The organism is Mesorhizobium newzealandense, from assembly GCF_042682145.1.
GTDB lineage: Bacteria > Pseudomonadota > Alphaproteobacteria > Rhizobiales > Rhizobiaceae > Mesorhizobium > Mesorhizobium newzealandense.
In genome coordinates, this window is sequence record NZ_JBHUGZ010000018.1 from 61,271 (window position 1) to 84,738 (window position 23,468).

At 63.1% G+C, this 23,468-nt stretch carries 21 protein-coding genes; 10 read left to right on the forward strand and 11 right to left on the reverse strand.

Annotation, left to right across the window (positions count from 1 at the left end):
* Nucleotides 1-3: 3 nt before the first annotated feature.
* Together ACFSOZ_RS28125 and ACFSOZ_RS28130 are read left to right on the forward strand one after the other, a co-directional pair.
* On the forward strand, nt 4-2,292 hold the full coding sequence (locus ACFSOZ_RS28125; RefSeq protein WP_379103368.1) for an ABC transporter permease: 2,289 nt from the start codon (nt 4-6) through the stop codon (nt 2,290-2,292).
* Nucleotides 2,292-3,368: an ABC transporter ATP-binding protein gene (locus tag ACFSOZ_RS28130; RefSeq protein ID WP_379103370.1), complete on the forward strand. Its 1,077-nt coding sequence runs from the start codon at nt 2,292-2,294 to the stop codon at nt 3,366-3,368. The genes ACFSOZ_RS28125 and ACFSOZ_RS28130 overlap by 1 nt, the downstream gene beginning before the upstream one ends.
* On the opposite strand, the gene ACFSOZ_RS28135 is transcribed toward ACFSOZ_RS28130, so the two are convergent.
* The 5 genes from ACFSOZ_RS28135 to ugpB form a co-directional block, all read right to left on the reverse strand.
* Nucleotides 3,358-4,152, reverse strand: coding sequence for an inositol monophosphatase family protein (locus tag ACFSOZ_RS28135; RefSeq protein ID WP_379103372.1), 795 nt, complete (start codon nt 4,150-4,152; stop codon nt 3,358-3,360). The genes ACFSOZ_RS28130 and ACFSOZ_RS28135 overlap by 11 nt on opposite strands.
* Before the next feature lie 180 nt (nt 4,153-4,332).
* Nucleotides 4,333-5,391 (reverse strand): sn-glycerol-3-phosphate import ATP-binding protein UgpC, encoded by a 1,059-nt coding sequence (locus tag ACFSOZ_RS28140; protein WP_379103373.1) that lies wholly within the window; start codon nt 5,389-5,391, stop codon nt 4,333-4,335.
* Between the two features lie 7 nt (nt 5,392-5,398).
* On the reverse strand, nt 5,399-6,247 hold the full coding sequence (gene ugpE, locus ACFSOZ_RS28145) for a sn-glycerol-3-phosphate ABC transporter permease UgpE (RefSeq protein WP_379103374.1): 849 nt from the start codon (nt 6,245-6,247) through the stop codon (nt 5,399-5,401).
* A 9-nt stretch (nt 6,248-6,256) separates the two neighbouring features.
* Nucleotides 6,257-7,141, reverse strand: a complete 885-nt coding sequence (gene ugpA / locus ACFSOZ_RS28150) for a sn-glycerol-3-phosphate ABC transporter permease UgpA (protein ID WP_379103494.1) — start codon at nt 7,139-7,141, stop codon at nt 6,257-6,259.
* A gap of 74 nt (nt 7,142-7,215) precedes the next feature.
* Nucleotides 7,216-8,526, reverse strand: coding sequence for a sn-glycerol-3-phosphate ABC transporter substrate-binding protein UgpB (gene ugpB, locus ACFSOZ_RS28155; RefSeq protein ID WP_379103376.1), 1,311 nt, complete (start codon nt 8,524-8,526; stop codon nt 7,216-7,218).
* A 482-nt stretch (nt 8,527-9,008) separates the two neighbouring features.
* On the opposite strand from ugpB, the gene ACFSOZ_RS28160 reads away from it, so the two are divergent.
* Nucleotides 9,009-11,447, forward strand: a complete 2,439-nt coding sequence (locus tag ACFSOZ_RS28160; protein WP_379103378.1) for an EAL domain-containing protein — start codon at nt 9,009-9,011, stop codon at nt 11,445-11,447.
* A 44-nt stretch (nt 11,448-11,491) separates the two neighbouring features.
* Here ACFSOZ_RS28160 and tlpA read toward each other — a convergent pair whose 3' ends face one another.
* The gene (tlpA, locus tag ACFSOZ_RS28165) at nt 11,492-12,181 is read right to left on the reverse strand and encodes a thiol:disulfide interchange protein TlpA (RefSeq protein WP_379103380.1); all 690 of its coding nucleotides are present in this window, start codon (nt 12,179-12,181) and stop codon (nt 11,492-11,494) included.
* Nucleotides 12,182-12,216: 35 nt separating this feature from the next.
* Here tlpA and argH point away from each other — a divergent pair, with 35 nt between their 5' ends.
* The 3 genes from argH (at nt 12,217) to lysA (ending at nt 15,256) form a co-directional block, all read left to right on the forward strand.
* Nucleotides 12,217-13,617: an argininosuccinate lyase gene (argH, locus tag ACFSOZ_RS28170; RefSeq protein ID WP_379103382.1), complete on the forward strand. Its 1,401-nt coding sequence runs from the start codon at nt 12,217-12,219 to the stop codon at nt 13,615-13,617.
* Nucleotides 13,618-13,710: 93 nt separating this feature from the next.
* A complete protein-coding gene (locus tag ACFSOZ_RS28175; protein WP_111544266.1) occupies nt 13,711-13,917 on the forward strand; it encodes a lipoprotein in 207 nt (68 codons plus the stop codon).
* Between the two features lie 70 nt (nt 13,918-13,987).
* On the forward strand, nt 13,988-15,256 hold the full coding sequence (lysA, locus tag ACFSOZ_RS28180; RefSeq protein ID WP_379103384.1) for a diaminopimelate decarboxylase: 1,269 nt from the start codon (nt 13,988-13,990) through the stop codon (nt 15,254-15,256).
* A 34-nt stretch (nt 15,257-15,290) separates the two neighbouring features.
* On the opposite strand, the gene ACFSOZ_RS28185 is transcribed toward lysA, so the two are convergent.
* A complete protein-coding gene (locus tag ACFSOZ_RS28185; protein WP_379103386.1) occupies nt 15,291-15,572 on the reverse strand; it encodes an ArsR/SmtB family transcription factor in 282 nt (93 codons plus the stop codon).
* Between the two features lie 41 nt (nt 15,573-15,613).
* Here ACFSOZ_RS28185 and ACFSOZ_RS28190 point away from each other — a divergent pair, with 41 nt between their 5' ends.
* The 3 genes from ACFSOZ_RS28190 to ACFSOZ_RS28200 all read left to right on the forward strand — a co-directional run bounded on the left by ACFSOZ_RS28190 (nt 15,614) and on the right by ACFSOZ_RS28200 (nt 19,693).
* Entirely contained in the window at nt 15,614-16,555 is a 942-nt protein-coding gene (locus tag ACFSOZ_RS28190; protein WP_379103388.1) for a threonine/serine dehydratase, read from the forward strand.
* 118 nt (nt 16,556-16,673) lie between these two features.
* Nucleotides 16,674-19,265 carry a TIGR02302 family protein gene (locus ACFSOZ_RS28195; protein WP_379103390.1) on the forward strand — a complete coding sequence of 864 codons (2,592 nt, stop codon included), beginning with the start codon at nt 16,674-16,676 and terminating at the stop codon, nt 19,263-19,265.
* A 56-nt stretch (nt 19,266-19,321) separates the two neighbouring features.
* Nucleotides 19,322-19,693, forward strand: coding sequence for a glyoxalase superfamily protein (locus ACFSOZ_RS28200; RefSeq protein WP_379103392.1), 372 nt, complete (start codon nt 19,322-19,324; stop codon nt 19,691-19,693).
* 42 nt (nt 19,694-19,735) lie between these two features.
* On the opposite strand, the gene ACFSOZ_RS28205 is transcribed toward ACFSOZ_RS28200, so the two are convergent.
* On the reverse strand, nt 19,736-20,599 hold the full coding sequence (locus ACFSOZ_RS28205) for a LysR family transcriptional regulator (RefSeq protein WP_379103394.1): 864 nt from the start codon (nt 20,597-20,599) through the stop codon (nt 19,736-19,738).
* Nucleotides 20,600-20,799: 200 nt separating this feature from the next.
* Between ACFSOZ_RS28205 and ACFSOZ_RS28210 the strand changes: the two genes are divergently transcribed.
* On the forward strand, nt 20,800-21,747 hold the full coding sequence (locus ACFSOZ_RS28210) for a DMT family transporter (RefSeq protein WP_379103396.1): 948 nt from the start codon (nt 20,800-20,802) through the stop codon (nt 21,745-21,747).
* On the opposite strand, the gene ACFSOZ_RS28215 is transcribed toward ACFSOZ_RS28210, so the two are convergent.
* From ACFSOZ_RS28215 to ACFSOZ_RS28225, 3 genes are all read right to left on the reverse strand, one after another.
* Nucleotides 21,748-22,119, reverse strand: coding sequence for a response regulator (locus tag ACFSOZ_RS28215; protein ID WP_379103398.1), 372 nt, complete (start codon nt 22,117-22,119; stop codon nt 21,748-21,750).
* A gap of 75 nt (nt 22,120-22,194) precedes the next feature.
* Nucleotides 22,195-22,737, reverse strand: a complete 543-nt coding sequence (gene hpt, locus ACFSOZ_RS28220) for a hypoxanthine phosphoribosyltransferase (RefSeq protein ID WP_379103400.1) — start codon at nt 22,735-22,737, stop codon at nt 22,195-22,197.
* Between the two features lie 24 nt (nt 22,738-22,761).
* Nucleotides 22,762-23,406, reverse strand: coding sequence for a hypothetical protein (locus ACFSOZ_RS28225; protein ID WP_379103403.1), 645 nt, complete (start codon nt 23,404-23,406; stop codon nt 22,762-22,764).
* Nucleotides 23,407-23,468: the final 62 nt, after the last annotated feature.

Here is a 23,468-nt window from a genome sequence, read left to right on the forward strand (position 1 = left end):
CAGATGCGCTTTCGCCAAACCCGCGGGCTACTCGAGCCGACCGCCATCCTTTGGATGGTGGTCGGTTGGGTGGGGTTTGCTTTGCTGCCATGGTACGGCATCGAAGACGGGTTTTTCGGCTTGTCCTGGTTGTTCGACGGCTACCCGTTCGACAGCAAATTCGCACCAGCGCTGGTTCTGGTCCTCAAGGGCGAGAAAATCTGGTTGGCGCCGCTCGGCTTCCTGCTGGCAGCGCCGCTGCTTCTGTGGGGCCGCAACAAATCCGATCCGTTTTTCGGCCGGGTGCTGATCATTATCGGCGCTGCCGGTTTTGGCTGGCTTTTGTTCCAGGGCTTCGCCATCGGGTTGCACGGCTGGCAGTTCAGCTGGTTGAACAGCCTGTTCGGCGATCTTGGCGACCGCCAGTTCGGCATGGGTTACGGCGCCCTGCTGGTCAGCGGCGCCTTTCTGTTCCTGCTCACCCTTGGCATTGCCGCGCGCGGTGCCGTCGGCGGTGACGTATTCGTCGTCAGTTCGATCGGTTTTGTCGTCGTGGTGGTTTCCATCTTCATCTTCATGCCCATCCTGATGATGCTGGCCAACGCCATGCAGACCGACGACGGTGGCTATTCGCTTGTCGCGTTCCTGGCCAAACTGTTCAGTTCGCGTCTGTGGAGCCTGGCTTGTCTCGCCGGCGGCAGCCGCTGCGGCGTGGCCTGGAACTCGCTGCTGCTCGCCGTACTCGTCGGCCTGCTGACCATGTTTCTGGGGCTGGTGTTCGCGCTCGTTGTGACACGCACGGGTTTCCGCTACGGCAAGCTGTTGCGTGCGCTGACCGTGTTGCCGATCATCACGCCGGCCTTCGTCATCGGCCTTGCCATCATCCTGTTGTTCGGACTGTCGGGCACGGTGACCCAGAGCGTCGCCGGTGTCTTCGGCATCCAGCCAACACGCTGGGTATATGGACTTCCCGGTCTGCTCATCGCCCAGGTTCTCGCCTTCACCCCGATCGCCTTCCTGGTCCTGATCGGCGTTGTCGAAGGCGTCAGCCCGTCGATGGAAGAGGCCTCGCAGACACTCCGCGCCAGCCGCTGGCAGACCTTTTGGACCGTATCCTTGCCGCTCATGCGGCCAGGCCTCGCCAATGCCTTTCTGCTCGGCTTCATCGAAAGCATGGCCGACTTCGGCAACCCGCTGGTGCTGAGCGGCAATTACGACGTCCTGTCGACGGAAATCTTCTTCGCCATTGTCGGCGCACAGAACGATGCGGCACTTGCGGCGATCCTGGCGCTGGTGCTGCTGGGCTTCACGCTTGGCGCCTTTTATGCACAGCGCTTCTGGATCGGCCGGCGTTCCTATACCACCGTCACCGGCAAGGGCGACGCAGGCGTCCATCCGCGCCTGCCGGACGGGCTGACACGCGCGCTCTATGTGATCGCCGGGCTGTGGACGGCGTTCACCGTGCTGGTCTACGCGGTCATCTTCTACGGCAGCTTTGTCCGGTTGTGGGGGGTCGATCAGAGCCTGACCCTGCAGCACTACAAGAAGGCGTTCTCCGTCGGCTGGAATGAATTCGGCATCCATTGGTCGGGGTCGGCGTGGAGTTCGTTCTGGACGACGATGGAGATCGCACTGATATCGGCGCCGCTGACCGCCGGCATCGGGCTTCTGACCGCCTATCTTCTCGTCCGCCAGAACTTTCGTGGCAAGAATGCCTTCGAATTCGCGACCATGCTGTCTTTCGCGATTCCAGGAACCGTCATTGGCGTCAGCTACATCATAGCCTTCAACGTGCCGCCGATCGAACTGACTGGAACCGGCATCATCCTCGTGCTGTCGTTCATCTTCCGCAACATGCCAGTCGGCGTACGCGCTGGTGTCGCCTCGATGTCGCAGATCGATCGCAGCCTGGATGAATCCTCGCTGACACTTGGCGCCAACTCCTGGCAGACCTTCAGACGCGTCATTCTGCCATTGCTGAGATCGGCAATGCTGGCGGCGCTTGTCTATTCCTTCGTGCGCGCCATGACCGCGATCAGCGCCGTCATCTTCCTGGTCAGCGCGCGCTACGATCTTTCGACCAGCTATATCGTCGGACGTGTCGAGAACAATGAATACGGCATCGCCATCGCCTATTCGACGGTACTGATCGTCGTCATGCTGGTGGTCATCGGCCTGATGCAACTGGTCGTCGGCAGCCGCAATATCGGCCGGCGCGGTATCCAGAAGGGCGACGGCGGCTGGAGCGTGCGCACCAATGTCAGCCTGCCGGCAACGCCAGGCGGCCAGACGACAATAGCGGGAGCCGGGTGATGGCCGAAATTCGCGGCAACGCTGCCTCGGTGACCTTCGAACATGTCACCAAGACTTATCCCGGCGCCAGCACGCCGGCGGTCAACGACATTTCACTTGCGATCGAGGCCGGAAAGCTGGTGACGCTTCTCGGACCCTCCGGTTGTGGCAAGACGACCACGCTGCGTATGATCGCCGGCCTGGAGATGCCATCCAGCGGCCGTATCCTGATCGGCGGCGACGACGTGACTCGGCTGCCGGCCACCGACCGCGACGTGTCCATGGTGTTCCAGTCCTATGCACTGTTCCCGCATATGACGGTGATGGAAAATGTCTCCTACGGCCTGCGCTTCTCCGGCCATGACAAGAAGGAGGCCGCGTCCCGCGCCCGCGCCGGGCTGGAGCTGGTCGGCTTGACCGGTTTCGAGGCGCGCCTGCCCAGCGAACTGTCGGGTGGTCAGCAGCAGCGCGTGGCAGTGGCGCGCGCTCTGGTGCTCGAACCGCAAGTGCTGCTGTTCGACGAACCGCTTTCCAATCTCGACGCAAAGCTGCGCCGGCATGTGCGCGAGGAAATCAGGGAGATCCAGACCAAGCTCGGGCTGACCGTGGTCTATGTCACGCACGACCAGGAAGAGGCGCTGGCGGTTTCAGACCGCATCATCGTCATGAACAAGGCGGTGGTGGCGCAGGACGGCACGCCGCGCGAACTCTACGATGCGCCGGCCAACGCTTTCGTTGCCGACTTCATCGGCGAAGCCAACATCCTGGATTGCGAGGTGGTTTCGGTGCAAGGGGACGAAGCGGCCGTCCGGGTCGGTTCGCTTGCCTTGACACTGCCGGCGCGTGGCCACCAGGCCGGCCCAGCGAAGCTAGCCGTCCGCCCGAGCCGCATCGAGATCGGCGCTGCCGGCACGCCGCAGACGATCGCAGGCACGCTCGCAAAGGTCACCTATGCCGGCAGCCATCTCGAATTGGTCGTTACCACGGGATTTGGCGACGTCTTCGTGTTGTCGCGCAACGTCGATGCGCCGTTTCAGGCGGGCGACAATGTCGGCATCGGCTTTCCGGAGCGCGGACCGGTTCTGATCAAAGCTTGAAGGGTTCGATGCAGAGGTCGCGAATCTGGGCGAACACACCGTTGCCGGCGCAGATCACCAGCGTACCCTTCTCCAGAACGGTTCTCGGGTCCGGCTTGACGATCGTGCCGCCGGCTTCTTCCACCAAAAGCATGCCAGCCAGGCAATCCCAGGCGTTCATGTGCTCTTCGACATAGCCGAGCAACCTGCCGGCAGCGACATAGGCGAGCATCAGCGCACCCGAAGCGTTGCGGAAAAACACGCCGCCTTCGGCAATCAGGGAGCGGATGAGCATAACGACATTTTGCATCTCGGCGCGGTTGGAGACGCCGGTGCCGACGGAACCTTCGGTCAGGCTGGTGACGACACTTGCCCTGATCGGCTTGCCGTTGAGAAACGCACCACTGCCCTTGCGGCAATGGAAGGTCTCGCCGGTAGAGGGCTCGTGGATGACGCCGACGACGGTATCACCATCTTTGGCGCAGGCGATGACCACGCACCAGGCTGGAATGCCACGCACGAAATTCGCCGTGCCGTCGATCGGATCGATCACCCAGACATGCCCGGTCGACCCGATGACCGAGGCATGTTCCTCGCCGACAATGCCATCGTCCGGGTAGGCAGCTTTCATCGCCGCGCGGATGAACAGCTCGACCTCACGGTCGGCCTGCGAAACCATATCCTGATGGCCCTTGCTCTCGATGGTAAGGCTGTCGAGATCGCGAAAATATTTCAGGCCGATCTCGCCGGCGCGCTGCGCGAGATCGATGGCGAAATGTTCACGCACTGTGGTGTCGGGCGTCATCCGGTCCTTGCATGGATAAAGGCTAAAGATGGCCTAGGAAGAGAAGCTTAGCGGTCGAAACGAGGGTCTGCAAATGACTCGTGGGCCTGTTTGTCGGACCACCAGTCAGGCGCCTCCCCTCTCTCGCCGCTGCCGTTGCGAAGGGGGTGCCCGTATTTTGGCCGCCGATTATCGTTCGGGCTACAAGCGTCTTCCTGTCCCGTCGAACCAGTGAAGTTTCTCGGCCTTGGCCACGACGCGCAACTGGTCGCCGGGCTTGGCTGTTGCACGGCCGGCCACACGCACGACGATGCGGTTGCCGCCTGCCGCACAGTGAAGGAAGCTTTCGGCTCCCACCGGTTCAACCGCCTCGACCATGGCCGGCAGGATGAGCGCACCGGACGGTGCCTCGGCACCGAAGGTGACGTCGGCATCCTCGGGGCGGAAGCCGAGCGTGACGGCGTTCGCAGGCGCAAAGTCAATCGTCTTGCCATCAGTCAGCGCCGGACCAGCCGGCCCTTGCGAAAGGGGCAGAAGATTCATCGGCGGTGCGCCGATGAAGGAGGCGACGAAGGTCGAGGCCGGCTTCTCGTAAATGTCGAGTGGCGCGCCCGTCTGCTCGACCAATCCGCCATTCATGACGACGAGGATATCGGCCAGCGTCATCGCCTCCAATTGGTCGTGGGTGACGTAGACCGAGGTGACACCGAGCGAGCGCTGCAAATTCTTGATTTCGACCCGCATCTGGCCGCGCAATTTGGCATCGAGGTTGGAGAGCGGCTCGTCGAACAGGAAGACTTTCGGATTGCGCACGATGGCGCGGCCCATGGCGACGCGCTGGCGCTGACCGCCGGAAAGCTCGCGCGGGCGCCGGTCAAGCAGCGCGGAAAGCTCCAGCACCCTGGCAGTCGAGCGAACCCTGCTGTCGATCTCGTCCTTGGGCGTACCGCGATTGCGCAGCCCGTAGGCCATGTTGTCGTAGACCTTCATATGCGGATAGAGCGCATAGTTCTGGAACACCATCGCGATGTCGCGCTCGGTCGGGCCGATCGTGTTGACGATCTTGCCGTCGATAGCGACAGTACCGGAAGAAATGGTCTCCAACCCGGCGATCATCCTCAAAAGCGTGGACTTGCCGCAGCCGGATGGCCCAACCAGCACGCAGAGCTCCTTGTCGGGAATGGCGATGGAGACGCCCTTCACGGCCTCGACGCCGCCGGGATAGACCTTCTTCACATCCTTCAGATCAACGGTCGCCATCGGCTTCTCACTTTTCGGAATCGACCAGTCCGCGCACGAACCAGCGCTGCATCAGCACCACGACCAGAATCGGTGGCACGATGGCCAGCATCGCGGTGACCATGACCAGATGCCACTGGGTGTCGGCATCTGCGAAGGACACCATCTTCCTCAGCGCGATGACGATGGTGTTCATGTCGTTGCTGTTGGTGACGAGCAGCGGCCACAGATATTGCGTCCAGCCATAGATGAAGAGGATGACGAACAGCGCCGCGATGTTGGTGCGCGACAGCGGCAACAGGATATCGAAGAAGAACCGCCATGGCCCGGCGCCGTCGACACGCGCCGCCTCGACCAGTTCGCCCGGAATGGTCATGAAAAACTGGCGGAACAACAGCGTTGCGGTGGCCGAGGCGATCAGCGGGATGATCAGGCCGGCATAGGTGTCGATCATGCCGAGATCGACCATCACCTTGTAGGTCGGCAGGATGCGCACCTCAACGGGAAGCATCAGGGTGATGAAGATCAGCCAGAAGAAGACCATCCGCAGCGGAAAACGGAAGAACACGATCGCATAGGCCGACAGGATCGAGATGAAAATCTTCCCCACGGCGATGCCGAGCGCCATGATCGTGGTGTTGAGCAGCAATCGACCGACGCTGACGCCGCCGATGCGGCCGACACCGCCGAACAGTGCCTCGCTGTAATTGTTCCAGAACTGGTCGCCGGGCAAGAGCGGCAATGGCGGCTTGAGGATGGTTTGCAGCGTCTGCGTGGAGGCGACGAAGGTGTAGTAGATCGGGAATGCGACGATCAGTATGCCGAGGATGAGCACGGCGTGGGCGATGACGGTGCGGAGCGGGGACTGGCCGATCATCGCTCGCCCTCAGCCGTAGTGGACTTTGCGTTCCACATAGCGGAACTGGATGGCCGTGAGCGAGATGACGATGACCATCAGGATGACCGACTGCGCCGCCGAATCGCCCAGGATCAGATTGACGAAACCGTCATTGTAGACCTTGTAGACCAGCGTCTCGGTCGTCTTTCCCGGCCCGCCGCCGGTGACGGCATGGACGATACCGAAGGTGTCGAACAGGGCATAGACGGTGTTTACGACCAGCAGGAAAAAGGTCGTCGGCGCAAGCAGCGGGAAGACGATGGTCCAGAAGCGCTTGGTCTCCCCGGCACCGTCCATCGCCGCCGCCTCGATCAGCGTCTTCGGCACCGCTTGCAGTCCGGCGACGAAGAACAGGAAATTGTAGCTGATCTGCTTCCAGGCGGCTGCAGACACCAGCAGGATCATGGCGTGGTTGCCGTTGAGCAACGGGTCCCAGTCGATACCAAGACCTCTCAAGGCGTAGGCCAGCGAACCGATCGATGGGTTGAACAGGAACAGCCACAACATGCCGGCAATCGCCGGCGCCACCGCATACGGCCAGATCATCATCGTGCGATAGAGTCCTTTACCCCGCACTACCTTCTCGGCCATGACGGCAAGCAGCAGTGCCACCCCCATGGCGACGATCGCGGTCGCCAGCGAAAACACCACCGTGACCTTGATCGAATTGAGGTAGGCCGGGTCGGCCAGCACCTTTCGGAAATTGGCAAGCCCGACGAACTTGCTCTTCAGTCCGAACGGGTCTTCTCTGAGCATCGATTGGTAGAGCGCCTGACCGGTCGGCCAGTAGAAAAAGATCAGCGTAATGGCGAGTTGCGGCGCCACCAGCAGGTAAGGCAGGGTCTTGTTGGGAAAGACGACGCGTGGAGACAGAGTGATTTCCCTCGCTATTCAGGAAATCGTCCACGCGAGTCTGCGTGGACGAGATTGAACTGAGACAAATCGCTTCAGTTCCCGATCGCTTCCTGGATCGCCTTGTTGCCGCGTGCGACGGCGTTGTCGAGCGCCTGCTGGGCAGTCTGCTGACCGGCCAGCATCTTCTCGAACTCCTCGTTCTCGATGTCGCGCACCTGCGGCAGGTTGATGAGGCGCACGCCCTTCGAATTCTCGGTCGGCGCCTTGCCCAGCATCTGCAGGATCGGCGTCTCACGACCCGGGTTCTTGTCATAGAAGCCGGACTTCTTGGTGGCCTCGTAGGCAGCAAGCGTCACCGGCAGATAACCCGACTTCTGATGCAGATATTCCTGCACTTCGGTCTTGGACAGGTAGGCGAAGAACGTCGCAACGCCCTTGTATTCCTCGTCCGATTTGTTGCCGAACACCCACAGGCTGGCGCCGCCCGGCGTGGTGTTCTGGGGTGCGCCCTTGGCGTCGCTATCATAGGGAAGCTGGCCGATGCCATAGTTCATGCCTGACTTGGCGATGTCACCGAGGCCACCCGACGATTCGGTGAAGATGCCGCATTCGCCGGCAAGAAAGATCTGCTTGGCTTCGGAGGTGCGGCCGCCATATTTGAACGTGCCGTCCTTGGCCAGGTCGGCGATCGCTTGGAAATGGTTGACGAAGATCGGCGCATTGATCTTGAGCTCGACGTCGGTGCCGGCAAGTCCGTTCTGGTTGGTGCCATAGGAAACGTCGTTCCAGGCAGCGAAGGCCTCAAGGTGGATCCAGGTCAACCAGGTCGAGGTATAGCCGCAGGAGGCTGCGCCGCTCGCCTTGATCTTCTTGGCGTCTTCCCACACCTCGTTCCACGTCTTCGGCGGGTTGTTCACATCAAGCCCGGCCTTCTGGAAGATATCCTTGTTGTAGTAGAGGATCGGCGAGGAGGAATTATACGGGAAGGACAGCATGGTGCCGTCCGGCTTCGAATAATAGCCGACGATGCCTGGCAAATACTGGCTCTTGTCGAAGGTCATGCCGGCGCTGGTCAGCACATCGGCCACCGGCTTGATCGCGCCTTCGGCGGCCATCATGACGCCAGTACCCACGTCGAACACCTGGATGATGTCGGGCGCTTGACCCGCACGAAAGGCAGCAATGCCGGCATTTAGCGTCTCGGGATAAGTACCCTTGAACACAGGGAGGATTTCATAGTCGCTCTGGCTGGCATTGAAATCCTTGGCGATCTTGTCGACCACCTCGGCATTGGCACCGGTCATGGCATGCCACCAACTGATCTGGGTGACGGCGAAAGCGGAGGTGGTGGAAAGCATGGTCAAGGTGGCGGCAACACCGGCCGCGAAGCCGAACAACTTCATGTTTCATCTCCCGTTTGTCATTGGCGAAAGGGGCACTCCCGCAAACGCAATATGTGTCGGCCATGACAATCGGACAACGGTTTTATTGCTGTTTTGTGAACTTCATTTCCGGCTAAACTAGCGTTCCGTCGCACCGGAAAGACGACGGAGAGAAAATACCAAGCCGGCTCAGCGATCAATGAGCATGGTAGAGCTGTCGGCGACCGCCGACCGCTTTGCGCTCAGCCTGATGGGCCCAGTGCCACCTCGACCAGCCGCCTGGCGTCCATGGATCTCAATCTGCGGCCGGGCGGCCGACCCCTGAAGTACATCCGATCCATTGAACCCGCGCCCATCAGGACGACGGCCAGATTGCTCGCAGCCGCCCTACGCTGGAAAGCACGCCAGGGTTGCAGGGTGCTTAATCGATCCTTCAACGGCCAAGCGCTAATCAATCACAATCATATTGCCTTCTTCATTTCCGATAGATCAGGTTAGAGAAGATGCTGACGGTCTACAATTGTATCGTCAACGAACACGACCTGAGACTGGTCGCGCTCGCGGCGTTGATCTGCGGGATATCGTCCTTTTCTGCCGTCAACCTGCTTCACCATGTCGGCAGGTCGACGAATCGAAACCGGCTTGCCTGGTTGATGATTGCGGCGGCGTCGACCGGCTTCGGTATCTGGGCAACGCATTTCATCGCCATGCTTGCGTTCACGCCGGGAATACCAAACGCATACAATCCGGAACTCTCCGTGCTCTCGCTTGCCGCCGCCGTCGTCCTGACAGCCGGCGGCATGTGGGTCGCCACGTTGCGCAACGGGCTCGACCATTATCTCGTCGGCGGCGCCATTCTTGGCGGTGGCATTGCCACCATGCACTACATCGGCATGGCGGCATTCGAGGTGCAAGGCCGGATCGAATGGAACCCGCTGCTCGTGGCGCTCTCCTTGCTGGCAGGAGTAACGCTTGCAGCGCTGGCGCTTGTTGTTGTCCTGCGGCGCCCATCGCTGTCTGCGACACTGGGCGGCGCGGTGCTGTTGACGCTGGCGATCTGCACCTTGCATTTCATCGCGATGGGCGCGGTGTCGATCGTCCCTGATTCCTCGATCGAGATATCGCAACACACGATCGAGCCCACTTCGCAGGCCTTTGCGGTGGCGGTCGCCAGCCTGGTGATCCTTATCCTCTCGGGCACGGCACTTTGGATCGATCTGCGCTTCCGCCGCCAGAAGCTCGAGGCCGACCGCATGCACGGTCTGGCCAACGCTGCCGTGGAGGGTTTGATCGTCTGCGACGGCAACCGCATCATCAGCGCCAATGACAGCATGGCGAAGCTGACGGGCATGGCAACCGCGACGCTGAACGGGATGCAGCTCGACGACCTCTTTGGGGCCGATATGTCCGGCTTTGGCGAGCAGCCGCAGGAGGCCGAATTGAGGGGCCTCGATGGCACGGGCATTCCCGTCGAGCTGATCGCCAGGACCATCGACTACTGTGGCAAACCTCACAACGTGATTGCAGTCCGCGACATTCGCGAGCGCAAGAAGGCGGAACAGGAGATCCTGCGCCTTGCCCATTTCGATCCATTGACCGGACTTGCCAATCGCCGCAGCTTTTCCAGCCGGCTCGAGATGGAAGTCGCTGCGATGGGCCGGGCCAGGAAAAGCGGCCACCTGGCGCTTCTGCTGCTCGATCTCGACCGGTTCAAGGAGGTCAACGATTTGTACGGGCACGGTGCTGGCGACGCCATGCTGCAGAAGGTTGCGCATTGCGTTACCGGCATCCTTCGCCAAGGACAGATGGTGGCGCGGCTGGGCGGCGACGAATTCGCCATCGTCGCCCCAAACCTGACCGACCCGTTGGAGGCCGGCCGCATCGCCAACGCCGTGCTGAACGCGATGCGCGAGGAAAACAGGCTGTCGGTCGGCGGCGGCCTGGTGTCGGCCAGCATCGGCATCGCGCTTTATCCATCCGATGCCGAAAACCAGGCCAGCCTGATAACCCACGCCGATACCGCACTCTACCGGGCCAAGACCGAAGGCAAGGACACATACCGCTATTTCGAAGCCTCTATGGGGGCCGAGGCCCGCGACAAGCGCGTCATGGAGCACGAACTGCGCCAGGCCGTCGCGCGCAAGGAGTTCTACCTCGTCTACCAGCCGCAGAAAGAGATCAGCAGCGGAAAGATGGTCGGCTTCGAAGCCCTGATCCGTTGGCGGCATCCGACGCGCGGCGACGTGCCACCGACCATATTCATCCCGGTGGCCGAAGACAGTGGAGCCATTGGCCAGATTGGCGAATGGGTGCTGACGGCGGCCTGCGAGGAAGCCGCCCGCTGGGAAAATCCGCTGACGGTGGCCGTCAACGTCTCGGCGGTGCAACTTCACAATCCGAATTTCAGCCGCAAGGTCCACGAGACGCTGCTGAATTCCGGTCTTGCACCGGGCAGGCTGGAACTGGAGATCACAGAGACGGCGTTGGTGAAGGATATGCCGCGCGCGCTGGCGACCTTGCGGCAGGTCAAGGCGCTGGGCGTGCGCGTGGCCATGGACGATTTCGGAACCGGCTATTCCTCGCTCTCCAACCTTCGTGCCTTTCCCTTCGACAAGATCAAGATCGATGGCTCCTTCATCAAATCCGTCGACAAGAACGGTCAGGTCGCGGCCATCGTGCGCGCCGTTCTGGGGCTTGGTCGCGGCCTCGGGCTGCCGGTCCTGGCGGAGGGCGTCGAGACGCTCGGCGAACTGAAATTCCTCGACGCCGAAGCCTGCGAGATCGGCCAGGGCTACTATATCGGCAGGCCCGGCCTCATCGAGGAATTCGGCGACCTGACCGGTGTCGTCGCACCCAGGGTCGGCAATGACACCGCTGGCCAGCGCGACAGAAGCGTCCTGGCCTTCGCACCCGCGCCTGCACTCGGTCTGAACAGGGCCTGAAGCGGTTCAGTGTTTGAAGCGCACCCGCTTGGACGCAACGCGCTTTAGAGGCTTTCGGGCTTGAGCGCCGTCTCGACCAGCCGCTTGGCGTCCGGCCCCGACCATTCGGCCGGACCGTTCATATGGGCGATCAGGCAGCCTTCGCCGTCGATCAGCATGGTGACGGGAAGACCAAGCGCCAGGCCGCGCGTCTTGAGGTCGTTGAACAGAGCCATCGTCGAATCCCGGTAGTAGCCGAGCGTCTCGACGCCGGTGTCGCTGAGGAACTTCTTCGGCTTCACATCGTCGCCGGCGTCGACATTGACGGCGATCACCTGAAAGGCGTCACTGCCCTTTTCCTTCTGCAGCGCATCGAGCGCCGGCATTTCGGCACGGCATGGCGCGCACCACGTCGCCCACAGATTGAGCAGCACCGTCTTGCCGGCATGATCGGCGAGCGTCATCGGCTTGCCGTCCGGACCGTTGAAGGCGAGCGCCTTCAACGATTGCGGCGGATCGGCCGGCAACAGCGCGGCGACCTCGCCGGTCGCCGCGGCCGCGATCTTCTTGGCGCGGTCACTCTTGGCGGCACAGGCGACATCGTCCTTGCTGTCGCCGATCGCCACTTGTGCCGGTGTGTTGTTGCCAGACCGGCTCTCGCTGACATATACCGCGACCGCGCCGGCCAGCACGCCCGCCACCAAAGCGGCGAGGATCAGGCGCGGGGCTGGGAAGAATCTATTACCGTCTGCCATTTTCTCAAAACTGCTCCGAAGCACGGGTTATAGCGATGAGCGACAAGAAGACCAGCAACCAGATGTGGGGCGGACGTTTTGCCTCGGGTCCGGCCGCGATCATGGAAGCGATCAACGCGTCGATCTCGTTCGACCGCAAACTCTATGCGCAGGACATCCGAGGCTCGATCGCCCATAGCGAGATGCTGGCGCAAACGGGCATTATTTCGGCGGCCGATCAAGAAAAGATCGCTCACGGGCTGAACACGATTCTGAAAGAGATCGAAGCCGGCACGTTCGAGTTCTCGACCCGGCTGGAAGACATCCACATGAATATCGAGGCTCGCCTCGCCGACCTGATCGGCCCGGCGGCAGGCCGGCTGCACACCGCCCGCTCGCGCAACGACCAGGTCGCGGTCGACCTGAGACTGTGGGTCAAGGACGAGTGTTTTCGCGTCGCCGAGGCGTTGAAAGGGCTGATCGCGGCGCTGCTGGCGCGGGCCGAGGAGCATGCGGCGACGGTGATGCCCGGCTTTACCCATATGCAGGCGGCGCAACCGGTGACCTTCGGCCATCACTGCATGGCCTATGTCGAGATGTTTTCGCGCGACCTGTCGCGGGTCCGCGACGCGATCGAACGGATGGACGAAAGCCCGCTCGGTGCCGCCGCACTTGCCGGCACCAGCTTCCCGATCGACCGCCACCGGACCGCCAAGGCGCTTGGTTTCCGCGAGCCGATGCGCAATTCGCTGGACAGCGTTTCGGACCGCGATTTCGCGCTGGAGTTCCTCGCTGTTGCCGCGATCTGCGCCACGCATTTGTCGCGGCTTGCCGAGGAGATCATCATCTGGTCGACGCCGCAATTCGGCTTCGTCAGACTGTCGGACAGCTTTTCCACCGGCTCGTCGATCATGCCGCAGAAGAAGAACCCCGATGCCGCCGAACTGGTGCGCGGCAAGACCGGCCGCGTCACCGGCCATATGGTCGGCCTGCTGACTGTGATGAAGGGCATGCCGCTGACCTATGGCAAGGACATGCAGGAAGACAAGGAATCGGTGTTCGATGCCGCCGAGACGCTTGACCTGATGCTGGCGGCGATGACCGGCATGGTCTCGGACATGACGATCAACGCCGCGGCGATGAAAAAGGCCGCCGGCTCCGGCCACGCTACCGCGACCGACCTTGCCGACTGGCTGGTGCGCACACTCGGACTGCCGTTCCGCGAGGCACATCACGTCACTGGCCGGGCGGTGGCGCTGGCCGAAGAGAAGAAGGTGGGGCTGGAGAGGCTTTCGCTGGAAGACCTGCAGTCGATCAATCCCGGCATCACGGCGGATATATTTTCGGTGCTGGCGGTGCAGAACTCGGTCAAGAGCCGCACCAGTTTCGGCGGCACCGCGCCGTCCGAAGTCAGGAAGCAGATCCGCGGCTGGAAAAAGCGCATCGCAAAGGCGTGATGCCGGATATTGCGACCAGCAATATCCGGGGTGCAATGCACTGAGAACTCGGCTAAAAGCGGCGGTTGGCAAAAGTTTCGGACGGATGGATCGATGACCGGAAGCAGGATTTTGGTGACGCTGACGCTGCTGGTGGCGATTGCGGCCGTCTCGGCCTGCGGCAGGAGGGGCGCTCTCGACTCGCCCTATGAGGCAGCCGTCCAGGCGCGCAAGGATGCCTCAAAGGCGCACCAGCCTGTGCCGCCGGAGCCGGAAAAACCGGTCAAGGACAAGAAGTTCTTCCTCGACCCGCTGATCTAGTACCAATGACACTGGGGTTAGTCTTTCTAAACCCGGTCTCATCGTGCTCCAACCTTCCGGAACCACTCTCGTGAACCATTTCGACTACCGCGACGGCGTGCTGCATGCCGAGGACGTGGCGATCCCTGATATCGCCGCACAGGTCGGCACGCCGTTCTACTGCTATTCGACGGCCACCCTGGCCAGGCACTACCGGGTGTTTGCCCAGGCCTTCGCCGGGCTCGACGCGCTGGTCTGCTACGCCATGAAGGCCAATTCCAACCAGGCGGTGCTGCGGACGCTGGCCAGGCTCGGCGCCGGCGCCGACGTGGTGTCGGAAGGCGAATTGCGCCGGGCCCTGGCCGCCGGCATCCCGGCAAGCAAGATCCTGTTTTCGGGTGTCGGCAAGACCGCGCGCGAAATGGACTTTGCGCTTGCCGCCGGCATCCTTTGCTTCAATGTCGAATCCGAACCTGAACTGGAGCTGCTGTCGGCGCGTGCCGCGGCACTTGGCAAGGTGGCGCCGATCTCGCTGCGCATCAATCCCGATGTCGACGCCAAGACCCACAAGAAGATCTCCACCGGCAAGGCCGAGAACAAGTTCGGCATCCCGTGGCAGCGGGCGCGCCAGGTCTATGCCCGCGCGGCAACGCTTCCGGGCCTGAAGATCACCGGCATCGACACCCATATCGGCAGCCAGATCACCGAGCTGCAGCCCTTTGACGACGCCTTCGCCCTGCTTGTCGATCTGGTCGGCGCATTGCGCGCCGATGGCCATGCCATCGAGCATGTCGATCTCGGCGGCGGCCTCGGCATCCCCTACCGCGTCGACAACAACCCGCCGCCCCTGCCCGATGCCTATGCCCAGATCGTCAGGAAGCATGTCACCAAGCTCGGGCTCAAGGTGATGTTCGAGCCCGGCCGGCTCATCGTCGGCAATGCCGGCATCCTCGTCTCCGAAGTGATCTTCGTGAAAGAGGGCGACGCCAAGAATTTCCTTGTCGTCGACGCCGCCATGAACGATCTGATCCGGCCAACGCTCTACGACGCCTTCCACGACATTCGGCCGGTGGTGCAGCCGCCGGCCGACACGCCGCGCATGATGGTCGATGTCGTCGGCCCGGTCTGCGAGACCGGTGACTATATCGGCCTCGACCGCGACCTGCCCAAGCTGAAGGCCGGCGACCTGATCGCCGTTTCCACCGCCGGCGCCTATGGCGCGGTGCAGGCCGGCACCTACAACACCCGCCTGCTGGTGCCGGAAGTGCTGGTCGACGGTGACCGGTTCCACATCGTGCGTCCGCGCCTGACCTATGACGATCTGATCGGCCTGGATTCGGTACCCGACTGGCTCGCATAGACACTGCCCGGTCCGCAACGCCCGGATGGCGGCCCTACAGCCGGTTCTGAATGAGCGCCCTGGTGTCGGCGATCCTGTCCTCGTCGCGGCGGTAGAACGTCCACTGCTTGATGCGCTTGGCGCGCAGCAGGCCGGCCTGGGTGAGCACGCGCATGTGCTCGCTGAGCGTCGCCTGCGTGATGCCGAGCTTCTCGGCGATCAGCAGCGCGCAAACGCCGTCCTCGACCAGATCGCCGTCGGCCTGGCGCGGGAAATGCGCGCGCGGATCCTTCAGCCAGTCGAGGATCTGCAGCCTGCGTTCGTTGCATTTAGTCATTTTGCCAAGTTACTAATTGCTGTCAATCCCGGGAGACGTCGATGACCAACGGCAACACGATCACACGCGAACGCATTGCCGCGATGGAACCGCGCATTCGGCCCTATGTGCGCCACACACCGGTGTTGCGCGTCGACATGGCCGATTTCGACCGGCCGCCGCTGGCGATCGACCTGAAGCTCGAATGCCTGCAGCATTCCGGCTCGTTCAAGGCGCGCGGCGCCTTCACCAATCTTCTGGAGCGAACAGTTCCCAAGGCCGGCGTCGTCGCCGCATCAGGCGGCAATCACGGCGCCGCGGTCGCTTATGCCGCCATGCGGCTCGGCCACAAGGCAACCGTGTTCGTTCCCGAAGTGAGCCCGCCCGCCAAGCTGGAGCGGATCCGCAGCTACGGCGCCGAGCTGGTTGTCGGCGGCGCTCGCTATGCCGAGGCGCTGGCCGCCAGCGAACGTTTTGCCGAGGAAACCGGCGCCTTGCAGATCCATGCCTTCAACCAGGAGGAAACGCTGGTCGGCCAGGGCACGCTCGGGCTCGAGATAGAGCGCGACCTGCCGCAGATCGACACGCTGCTGGTCGCCGTCGGCGGCGGCGGCCTGATCGGCGGCATCGCCGCCTGGTTCGCCGGCCGCATCCGCATCATCGCCGTCGAACCGGAGGGGGCACCGACGCTTTACCGCGCCTTCGAGGCCGGCCGCCCCGTTGACGCGCCGGCCGAAGGGATCGCCGCCGACTCGCTGGCGCCAAAGCGCGTCGGTGAAATGATGTTCCCGATTGCCGAAGCCTTTGTCGAACGTTCGATCCTGGTCAGCGACGACGACATCATCGCTGCCCAGAAGGCGCTGTGGAACCGGGTGCGCATCATCTCCGAACCGGGCGGCGCCGCCGCTTTCGCGGCTGTGCTGTCCGGACGCTATGCGCCGGCACCGGGCGAACGCATCGCCGTGCTGGTCTGCGGCGCGAATGCAAATCCCGCGACGTTCTGACTGCAACCATCACACGGCTGGCTTCACGTTTTTTCAAACTGCCTCGCCTTTGCCGTGTTTGCTGGTATTCTTCGAGTCGTGAGGCTTGGGCTATCCTGCCCGCCCCATGGAAGGGCCGATGACGGAACGACCCACCTTCAGCAGCGATCGCGGCCTGGCCGGGCGCCTTGCCTTGAGCCGGCTGGCGACGCGGGTCTCGATGATGGTCGAGCGCGGCTGGCCGTTGCTGCTTCCGCTCGTTATCGTCGCCAGCCTGTTCCTCAGCGTCTCCTGGCTCGGCATTTTCTCACGATTGCCGGACGTGGCGCGCATCGGCCTGGTCGCCGCATTCGGCGTGGCGGCGCTGGCGGCACTCTATCCACTGCGTTTCTTCCGCATACCCGGCGCCGCCGAGGTCGACCGCCGGATCGAAGCGGCCAATGAATTGTTGCACAGCCCGGTGCTGGTGCAGACCGACCGGCCAAGCGGCAGGGAAAGCAGCTTCTCGCAGGCGCTGTGGCGCGAGCACCAGAAGCGCATGGCCGGAAAGCTCGACAGCCTTGGTGCCGACCTGCCGCGCACACACGTGCCGGAGCGCGATCCCTGGGGGCTGCGCGCGGTGGCGGCACTTCTGCTCGTCACCGCCTTTGCCTTCTCCTTCGGGCCGTCGGGCGGCAGGATAGGCGACGGGTTCAGCGCCCAAAGCGAGCACGATATCGTGCCGCCACGCATCGACGCCTGGGTGACGCCGCCAGCCTACACCGGCAAGCCGCCGATCTTCCTGACGGCCGATGCCAACCAGACGACGCCGACCTTCACCGTTCCCGAAGGCAGCGACGTGTCGCTGCGCGTGACTGGCGGCTCGGGCGAGGAAACGCTCGCCTTTGCCGACAAGAATGGCAATTCCCGCGCCATCGATCCGGCCAGCCCGCAGGCCGCCGCCACGGCCAAGCCGGCGGCAAGCGCGGCGACGCCGTCCAAGGTGCGCCAGTTCACCGGCAAGCTGACCGGCGACGGCACGCTGACGCTGACGTCAGGCGAGAATTCGCTCGGCCGTTGGGCCTTCGCGGTCATGCCGGACAAGCCGCCGCAGATCCGCTTCATCGGCGAGCCGAAGCGCGCCGCCAACGGCGCCTTCGAACTCAACTACCAGATCGACGACGACTATGGCGCCGCCAATGCCAAGGCGGTTTTCGCGCTCGCCGATTCGCCGGCGCCCAATGCGCATCCGCTCTATGGTCCACCCGAAATGCCGCTGTCGCTGCCGCGCCGTGGCGGCAAGTCGAATGCCGCCAGGACGTCGAAGGACCTGACCGAACATGTCTGGGCCGGCGACAACATCAAGCTGACGCTCGTCGCCACCGACGATGCCGGGCACACTGCATCCAGCGAGACCAAGACGCTGTTGATGCCGCAGCGGCCATTCGCCAATCCGCTGGCGCGAGCGGTGATCGAGCAGCGCCGCCTGCTGGCGCTCGACGCCAACGCCAAGCCGCGCGTGCTCGACCTGATGGACGCGATCACTGTGCGGCCCGAGGACACGTTCGACAACATGTCCCACTACCTCGCCATTATGAGCGCCCGCAGCCGGCTGAAGATGGCTACCACTGACGACCAGCTGCGCAGCGAAGTGTCCTATCTCTGGGAGATCGCGCTCGGCATCGAGGAGGGCAATCTCTCGGCCGCGGAAAAGCGACTGCGCCAGGCGCAGCAGGCACTGCAGGACGCCATCAAGAACGGCGCCAGCGACGCCGAAATCGAAAAGGCGATGAAGGAACTGCGCGAGGCGATGAACCAGTTCCTGCAGGAATTCGCGGAACGCGCCAAGCAGAATCCCAACGCCCCGCAGATGCAGCAGAATGGCCAGGAACTGCGCCAGAGCGATATCGACCGCATGATGGACCAGATCGAGAACCTGGCGAAGTCGGGCGATCGCGACAAGGCGCAGCAATTGCTGTCGCAACTGCAGGACATGATGAACAATCTGCAAGCCGGCCGTCAGCAGCAAGGCGGCCAGCAGGACAGCGAGATGCGCCAGCAGATGGACAAGCTCGGCGAGATCCTGCGGCGCCAGCAGGAGATGATGAACGACACCTTCCGCATGGACCAGATGCAGCGCGGCGAACGCCAGCGCGGACAGAACCGCGACGAGCAGCTCGGCCAGGACGGTGAACAAGGCCAATCGGGCGAAAACGGCAAGTCCGGCGAGGATGGCCAGCCGAAGCCGATGACACCGCAGGAATTCGCCGATGCGCTGAAACAGCTGCAGCAGGGCCAGGGCCAGCTGAAGAACGACCTCGAGCAGCTGAAGAAGGGGCTCGAAGGCATGGGCATGGAGCCCAATGAGGGATTCGGCGAGGCCGGCAAGTCCATGGGCAATGCCGAACAAGCGCTCGGCGAAGGCGAAGGCGATCAGGCGGTCGGCCACCAGGGCCGGGCGCTGGAGGCGCTGCGCAAGGGCGCCAAGGACATGATGAAGCAGTTGCAGGCGATGCAGGGCGACCAGGGCGGCAGCGAGGAAGGCGGCCGCCAGCAGAACGCCGACCGTGACCCGCTCGGGCGGCCACGCGCCAGCCAGGGTCCCGACTTCGGCGATTCGGTGAAGGTGCCGGACGAGATCGACGTACAGCGTGCCCGCCAGATTCTGGAAGCGATCCGCAAGCGGCTCGGCAATGCGCTCAGCCCCGACATCGAACGCAGCTATCTGGAACGGCTGCTTGAGCTGAAATAGGGATCGCCGCGCCGCGTCCAACCCCCATCCGAAGACCCCCGAACGGTTGCAACACCATGCCGACACTTGGCACTGTCACGCCCATCCTGCGCATCTTCGACATCGCCAAGGCACGTGAATTCTTTGTCGGTTTCCTCGGCTTCGAGGTCCAATGGGAGCATCGCTTCGACGACAACGCGCCGCTTTACATGGCGGTCGGCCGCGACGGCTGCGTGCTGCATCTCAGCGAGCACCACGGCGATGGCGCGCCTGGCATTGCCGTGCGCATCAAGGTCGAGGACATCGCAGCCTTTCATCGCGAACTGATCGGCAAGAACTACCGCTTCGCCAGGCCTGGCCTGGAAGAGACGCCGTGGAAATCCCGCGAGGTATCGGTCGCCGATCCGTTCGGCAACCGGCTGCATTTCTACGAGGATGCCGCAGGCTGAGTCGTTATCCCAAAATCGCTGCACACCTTTGGGCGACATGCACTAACCCAGCCTGTTGACGAACGCCTCGCGAATTGCCTCCTGCATGCCGTCGATCGCCTCGCCAGAGGCATTCGGGTTGCGGTGCATCACCACATTCGAGGAATCGATGTCGCCGAACCCGTCCGCGGACGTCAGTTCGCGACAGCCGGCCGGGATGTTGCTGCGTGAGATCGGCGCGATGGCCAGCCCGGACGTGACGGCGAGCTTGAGGCCGCCGGTGGTGTCGCTCGTATAGGCGACACGATAGGCAAGGCCGCGCTGCTCCAGCGATTTGATGGCGAAGTCCTTGCACCAGCCGGCCCGGTTGTAGAGCGCGATCGGCACCGGCCGTTCCTCATGCATGTGGTGCAGGGTCGATGTCACCCAAACGGTCGGATCGTGCATCAGCACTTCGCCGCCGGCAGGATCCTGCCATTCGAAAACCACGCAGAGATCGAGTTCGCCGGCGGCGAGCGCCGCCACCTGCGCCCCAGAATGCGCATAGCGCACGGTGACCTCGACCTGTGTGTGGCGCTTCGAAAAAGCGCCGAGCGCACGTGACAGGATGGCGTGGCCATATTCCTCCGGAATGCCGATACGCACCGGCCCGCCAAGCGGCGCAGCCGCCATCGACGCCGCCGTCTCGTCGAGCAGCGAGACGATGCGGCGGGCGTTGACGATGAGTTCGCCGCCGCGCCGCGTCAGCGCGACGCCGCGCGAACCGCGCTCGAACAGGCTGTCGCCGATCAGGTCCTCGAGCTTCTTCATCTGCATCGACACTGCCGACTGGGTGCGGCCGGCCTGCTCCGCCGCCCTGGTGAAATTGCCGGCTTCGGCAACGGCGACGAAGGTGCGCAGGAGGTCGCTGTCGAGGTTCGGTCGCATGAAATCCGCCATAAGGGAATTTGATCGCTGATATCATTCCAATTCGTTTGCAACATGTCAAACGCCGGACGATAGTCGTCTCTCCCATTGGATATGCGGCTGCGAAATCGGCCGCGGACCAATTCGAAGAGTCCTCACTCGTGCCCGCTGCCCGAAACGGTGGCGGGTTCTTTTTAGCTTGCAGGGAGCCCGGAAGGCAGATGCGGAATCGTATGGTGCTTGGCATCCTGAGCCTGTGCCTTGGCGTGCTGGTCTTCTCGCTGCAGGATCCCCTCGTCAAAGCCGTGTCGAGCGGCTATCCGGTGACCGAGGTGATGGCCATCCGCTCGATCGTTGCCTTGCCGATCCTGATTGTGCTCGTCCACGCCGACGTCGGCTTGCCAGCGATCCTGTCGAAGCGATTCGGCATGCTGACGATGCGCGCCTTCATCCAGTTCACCTCCTATACCGTGTATTATCTGGCCATCGCCGCCTTGCCGCTGGCCGACGCGGTGGCGCTCTACTTCATGGCGCCGCTGTTCATCATGGTGCTGGCCGGGCCGTATCTTGGCGAGCGCGTCTCCTGGCAGACGATGGCGACCGTGCTGATCGGGCTGTTCGGCGTCCTCGTGATGTTGCGCCCCGGCGCCGGGTTGTTCGACTGGGCGGCGCTGCTGTCGCTGGGCTCGGCGGCTCTCTATGGCTTTTCGCAGCTGATGGCCCGCAAGATCGGCGATACCGAATCGTCCACCGTCATGGCCTTCTATCAAAACGGCGCCTACCTGGTTGGCGCGGCCGTGGTTGCCGGCGCATTTCACCTGGCCGGCATTACCCATGCCGTCCACCCGAGCCTGGAATTCCTGGTGCGGCCCTGGCTCTCGCCAACGCTGCCCGATTTTCTCAAGATGGCGGCCTGCGGTTTCGTCGCCTCCGCCGGCATGATCCTGCTGTCGCAGGCCTATCGGATGGCACCGGCCAACCGCGTTGCCACTTTCGAATACACCGGCATTCTGTGGTCGCCGCTGTGGGGTTTTCTATTCTTCGCCGAGGTGCCCAGGGCGACGACCGTGATCGGTGCTGCCTTCATCATCGGCGCCGGCCTGCTCGCCCTCAACTCCGAACGCCGCAAGAGTGCTCAGCCCGTGCTCGCTGCCACCGATCCGGCCTGATCAGGCGAAGCAGATAAGCGCCCGTTCGACGCGTGATCGGATTTCGGCCAGCGTAAACGGCTTCTGCACGACATCGAGGATAACGCCGTTCAACTCCTCGGCTCGCTCGCGCTGGTCGGCATAGCCGGTCATCAGCATGATCTTCATCGACGGGAAGAGTGCCGCCGCCGCAATCGCCATTTCGATGCCGTCCATCTCCGGCATACGGATATCGGAGACGACGAGATCGTAGCGGCCAAGCGCGGCCCGGATCAGTGAAAGCCCCTGCGCGCCGTCCGCGGCGACGTCGATTGTGTGCCCGGCACGTTCAAGCGCGCGGGCGGCCAGGGTGCGGACGGACTCATCGTCCTCGACGATCAGAAGCTTTGCCATGGCCGCCATATTTGGCGGCGAAAAGTTGACTTTTCCTGAAGGCGCGGAGGGTCAGCAAGCCTTTTTGGAAGTCGCTCACACATCGCCTTTGACGACGCCGACAAACGGCAACTCGCGAAAGGCGTGGGCGACATCCATGCCGTAGCCGACGACGAAATAGTCGGGACAGTCGAAGCCCACATAGTCGGCGTTGAGCGCGGTCTGGCGGCGCATTCGCTTGTCGAGCAGCACGGCGATGGCGCAACTCCTGGCGCCGCGCGACAGCATCAGGTCGCGGGTGAAGCTCAGAGTCTTGCCCGATTCGAGAATGTCGTCGATCAGAAGCACGTCGCGCCCGGCGACCTCATTGTCGATGTCGCGAAGCACCCTCACCTCGCCGCTGGTGGTGCCGGCGCCATAGCTGGAAATGAAGATGAACTCGACCTCCGGCGACAGGCCGACATCATGCATGGCGCGGATCAGGTCGGCGGCGAAGATGAACGAGCCCTTCAGCACCGAAATCACCAGCAGGTCGTGATAGTCGTGCTCGGCGATCTCCTTGGCGAGTTCGAGATTGCGCCGTGCGATCGCCGATGCCGAAAACAGGACTTCGATGTCCTTGCCGCGTACGATGGGCATTGGTGGTTCTTCCCCGGTGATCGCCTACTGCGCGAAAGTGACCGATACGGTCCTTACGCCGTTCTTAGGCACGTCGAGGCGGCTGGCAAAGCCGAATCTTTCGCCCGACGCCAGCGAACGGCCGGATGTCCCCAATGTATATCGGGTCATGCGCCCGTCATTGCCGGTCACCCGGATTTCGAGCGGCGGCAGCGGCGCCGGTTTCCCGCCGTCATTGGCTGCCTCGCCATCGACGAACAGCACGGGATTCGGCCCGGAGGCGTCGACGCGTGACGTGACGCCGGAAATGCTCAGTGCCGACGCCTGCGCACTGGACAGGAACGGCGCCTGGCGCACCAGCGCATGCCCGCCGGAGACCCAGAAGGCGGCCAAGGCGGCGCCAATCCCGGCGATCCAGAAAATCGGTCCGCCGCGCGAGGCCGGCGGCCGCTCCACCGGAGCCTCGGGCTTGCGCAGCATGTCCATGCCCTCGATGGACGGCGTGACGATCGCACGCGGCAGCGGCGAAACGCTTTCCGCGGCAGGGACAAGGCGTGGCATCACCACGTAGTCGGCATCGACGATATCGGCCGCCGGACCGCGCATGAACCGGTCCGCTGCGGCAATTGCCGCCGGATCGGTCATGATTTCGCCGGAAACCGGGCGCGCGGTTCGATCGTCAGCCATCATGGCACCAGCATTGCAGCACGTGTTCGCTTTTCGTTTCTTTTGCGTAAACACAAATGGTTAAC

Coding starts and splice junctions, on each gene's coding strand:
- ACFSOZ_RS28125 (WP_379103368.1), top strand. CDS start 4: ATGCGCTTTCGCCAAACCCGCGGGCTACTCGAGCCGACCGCCATCCTT.
- ACFSOZ_RS28130 (WP_379103370.1), top strand. CDS start 2,292: ATGGCCGAAATTCGCGGCAACGCTGCCTCGGTGACCTTCGAACATGTC.
- ACFSOZ_RS28135 (WP_379103372.1), bottom strand. CDS start 4,152: ATGACGCCCGACACCACAGTGCGTGAACATTTCGCCATCGATCTCGCG.
- ACFSOZ_RS28140 (WP_379103373.1), bottom strand. CDS start 5,391: ATGGCGACCGTTGATCTGAAGGATGTGAAGAAGGTCTATCCCGGCGGC.
- ugpE (WP_379103374.1), bottom strand. CDS start 6,247: ATGATCGGCCAGTCCCCGCTCCGCACCGTCATCGCCCACGCCGTGCTC.
- ugpB (WP_379103376.1), bottom strand. CDS start 8,526: ATGAAGTTGTTCGGCTTCGCGGCCGGTGTTGCCGCCACCTTGACCATG.
- ACFSOZ_RS28160 (WP_379103378.1), top strand. CDS start 9,009: ATGCTGACGGTCTACAATTGTATCGTCAACGAACACGACCTGAGACTG.
- tlpA (WP_379103380.1), bottom strand. CDS start 12,181: ATGGCAGACGGTAATAGATTCTTCCCAGCCCCGCGCCTGATCCTCGCC.
- argH (WP_379103382.1), top strand. CDS start 12,217: ATGAGCGACAAGAAGACCAGCAACCAGATGTGGGGCGGACGTTTTGCC.
- ACFSOZ_RS28175 (WP_111544266.1), top strand. CDS start 13,711: ATGACCGGAAGCAGGATTTTGGTGACGCTGACGCTGCTGGTGGCGATT.
- ACFSOZ_RS28185 (WP_379103386.1), bottom strand. CDS start 15,572: ATGACTAAATGCAACGAACGCAGGCTGCAGATCCTCGACTGGCTGAAG.
- ACFSOZ_RS28190 (WP_379103388.1), top strand. CDS start 15,614: ATGACCAACGGCAACACGATCACACGCGAACGCATTGCCGCGATGGAA.
- ACFSOZ_RS28195 (WP_379103390.1), top strand. CDS start 16,674: ATGACGGAACGACCCACCTTCAGCAGCGATCGCGGCCTGGCCGGGCGC.
- ACFSOZ_RS28200 (WP_379103392.1), top strand. CDS start 19,322: ATGCCGACACTTGGCACTGTCACGCCCATCCTGCGCATCTTCGACATC.
- ACFSOZ_RS28205 (WP_379103394.1), bottom strand. CDS start 20,599: ATGCGACCGAACCTCGACAGCGACCTCCTGCGCACCTTCGTCGCCGTT.
- ACFSOZ_RS28210 (WP_379103396.1), top strand. CDS start 20,800: ATGCGGAATCGTATGGTGCTTGGCATCCTGAGCCTGTGCCTTGGCGTG.
- ACFSOZ_RS28215 (WP_379103398.1), bottom strand. CDS start 22,119: ATGGCAAAGCTTCTGATCGTCGAGGACGATGAGTCCGTCCGCACCCTG.
- hpt (WP_379103400.1), bottom strand. CDS start 22,737: ATGCCCATCGTACGCGGCAAGGACATCGAAGTCCTGTTTTCGGCATCG.
- ACFSOZ_RS28225 (WP_379103403.1), bottom strand. CDS start 23,406: ATGATGGCTGACGATCGAACCGCGCGCCCGGTTTCCGGCGAAATCATG.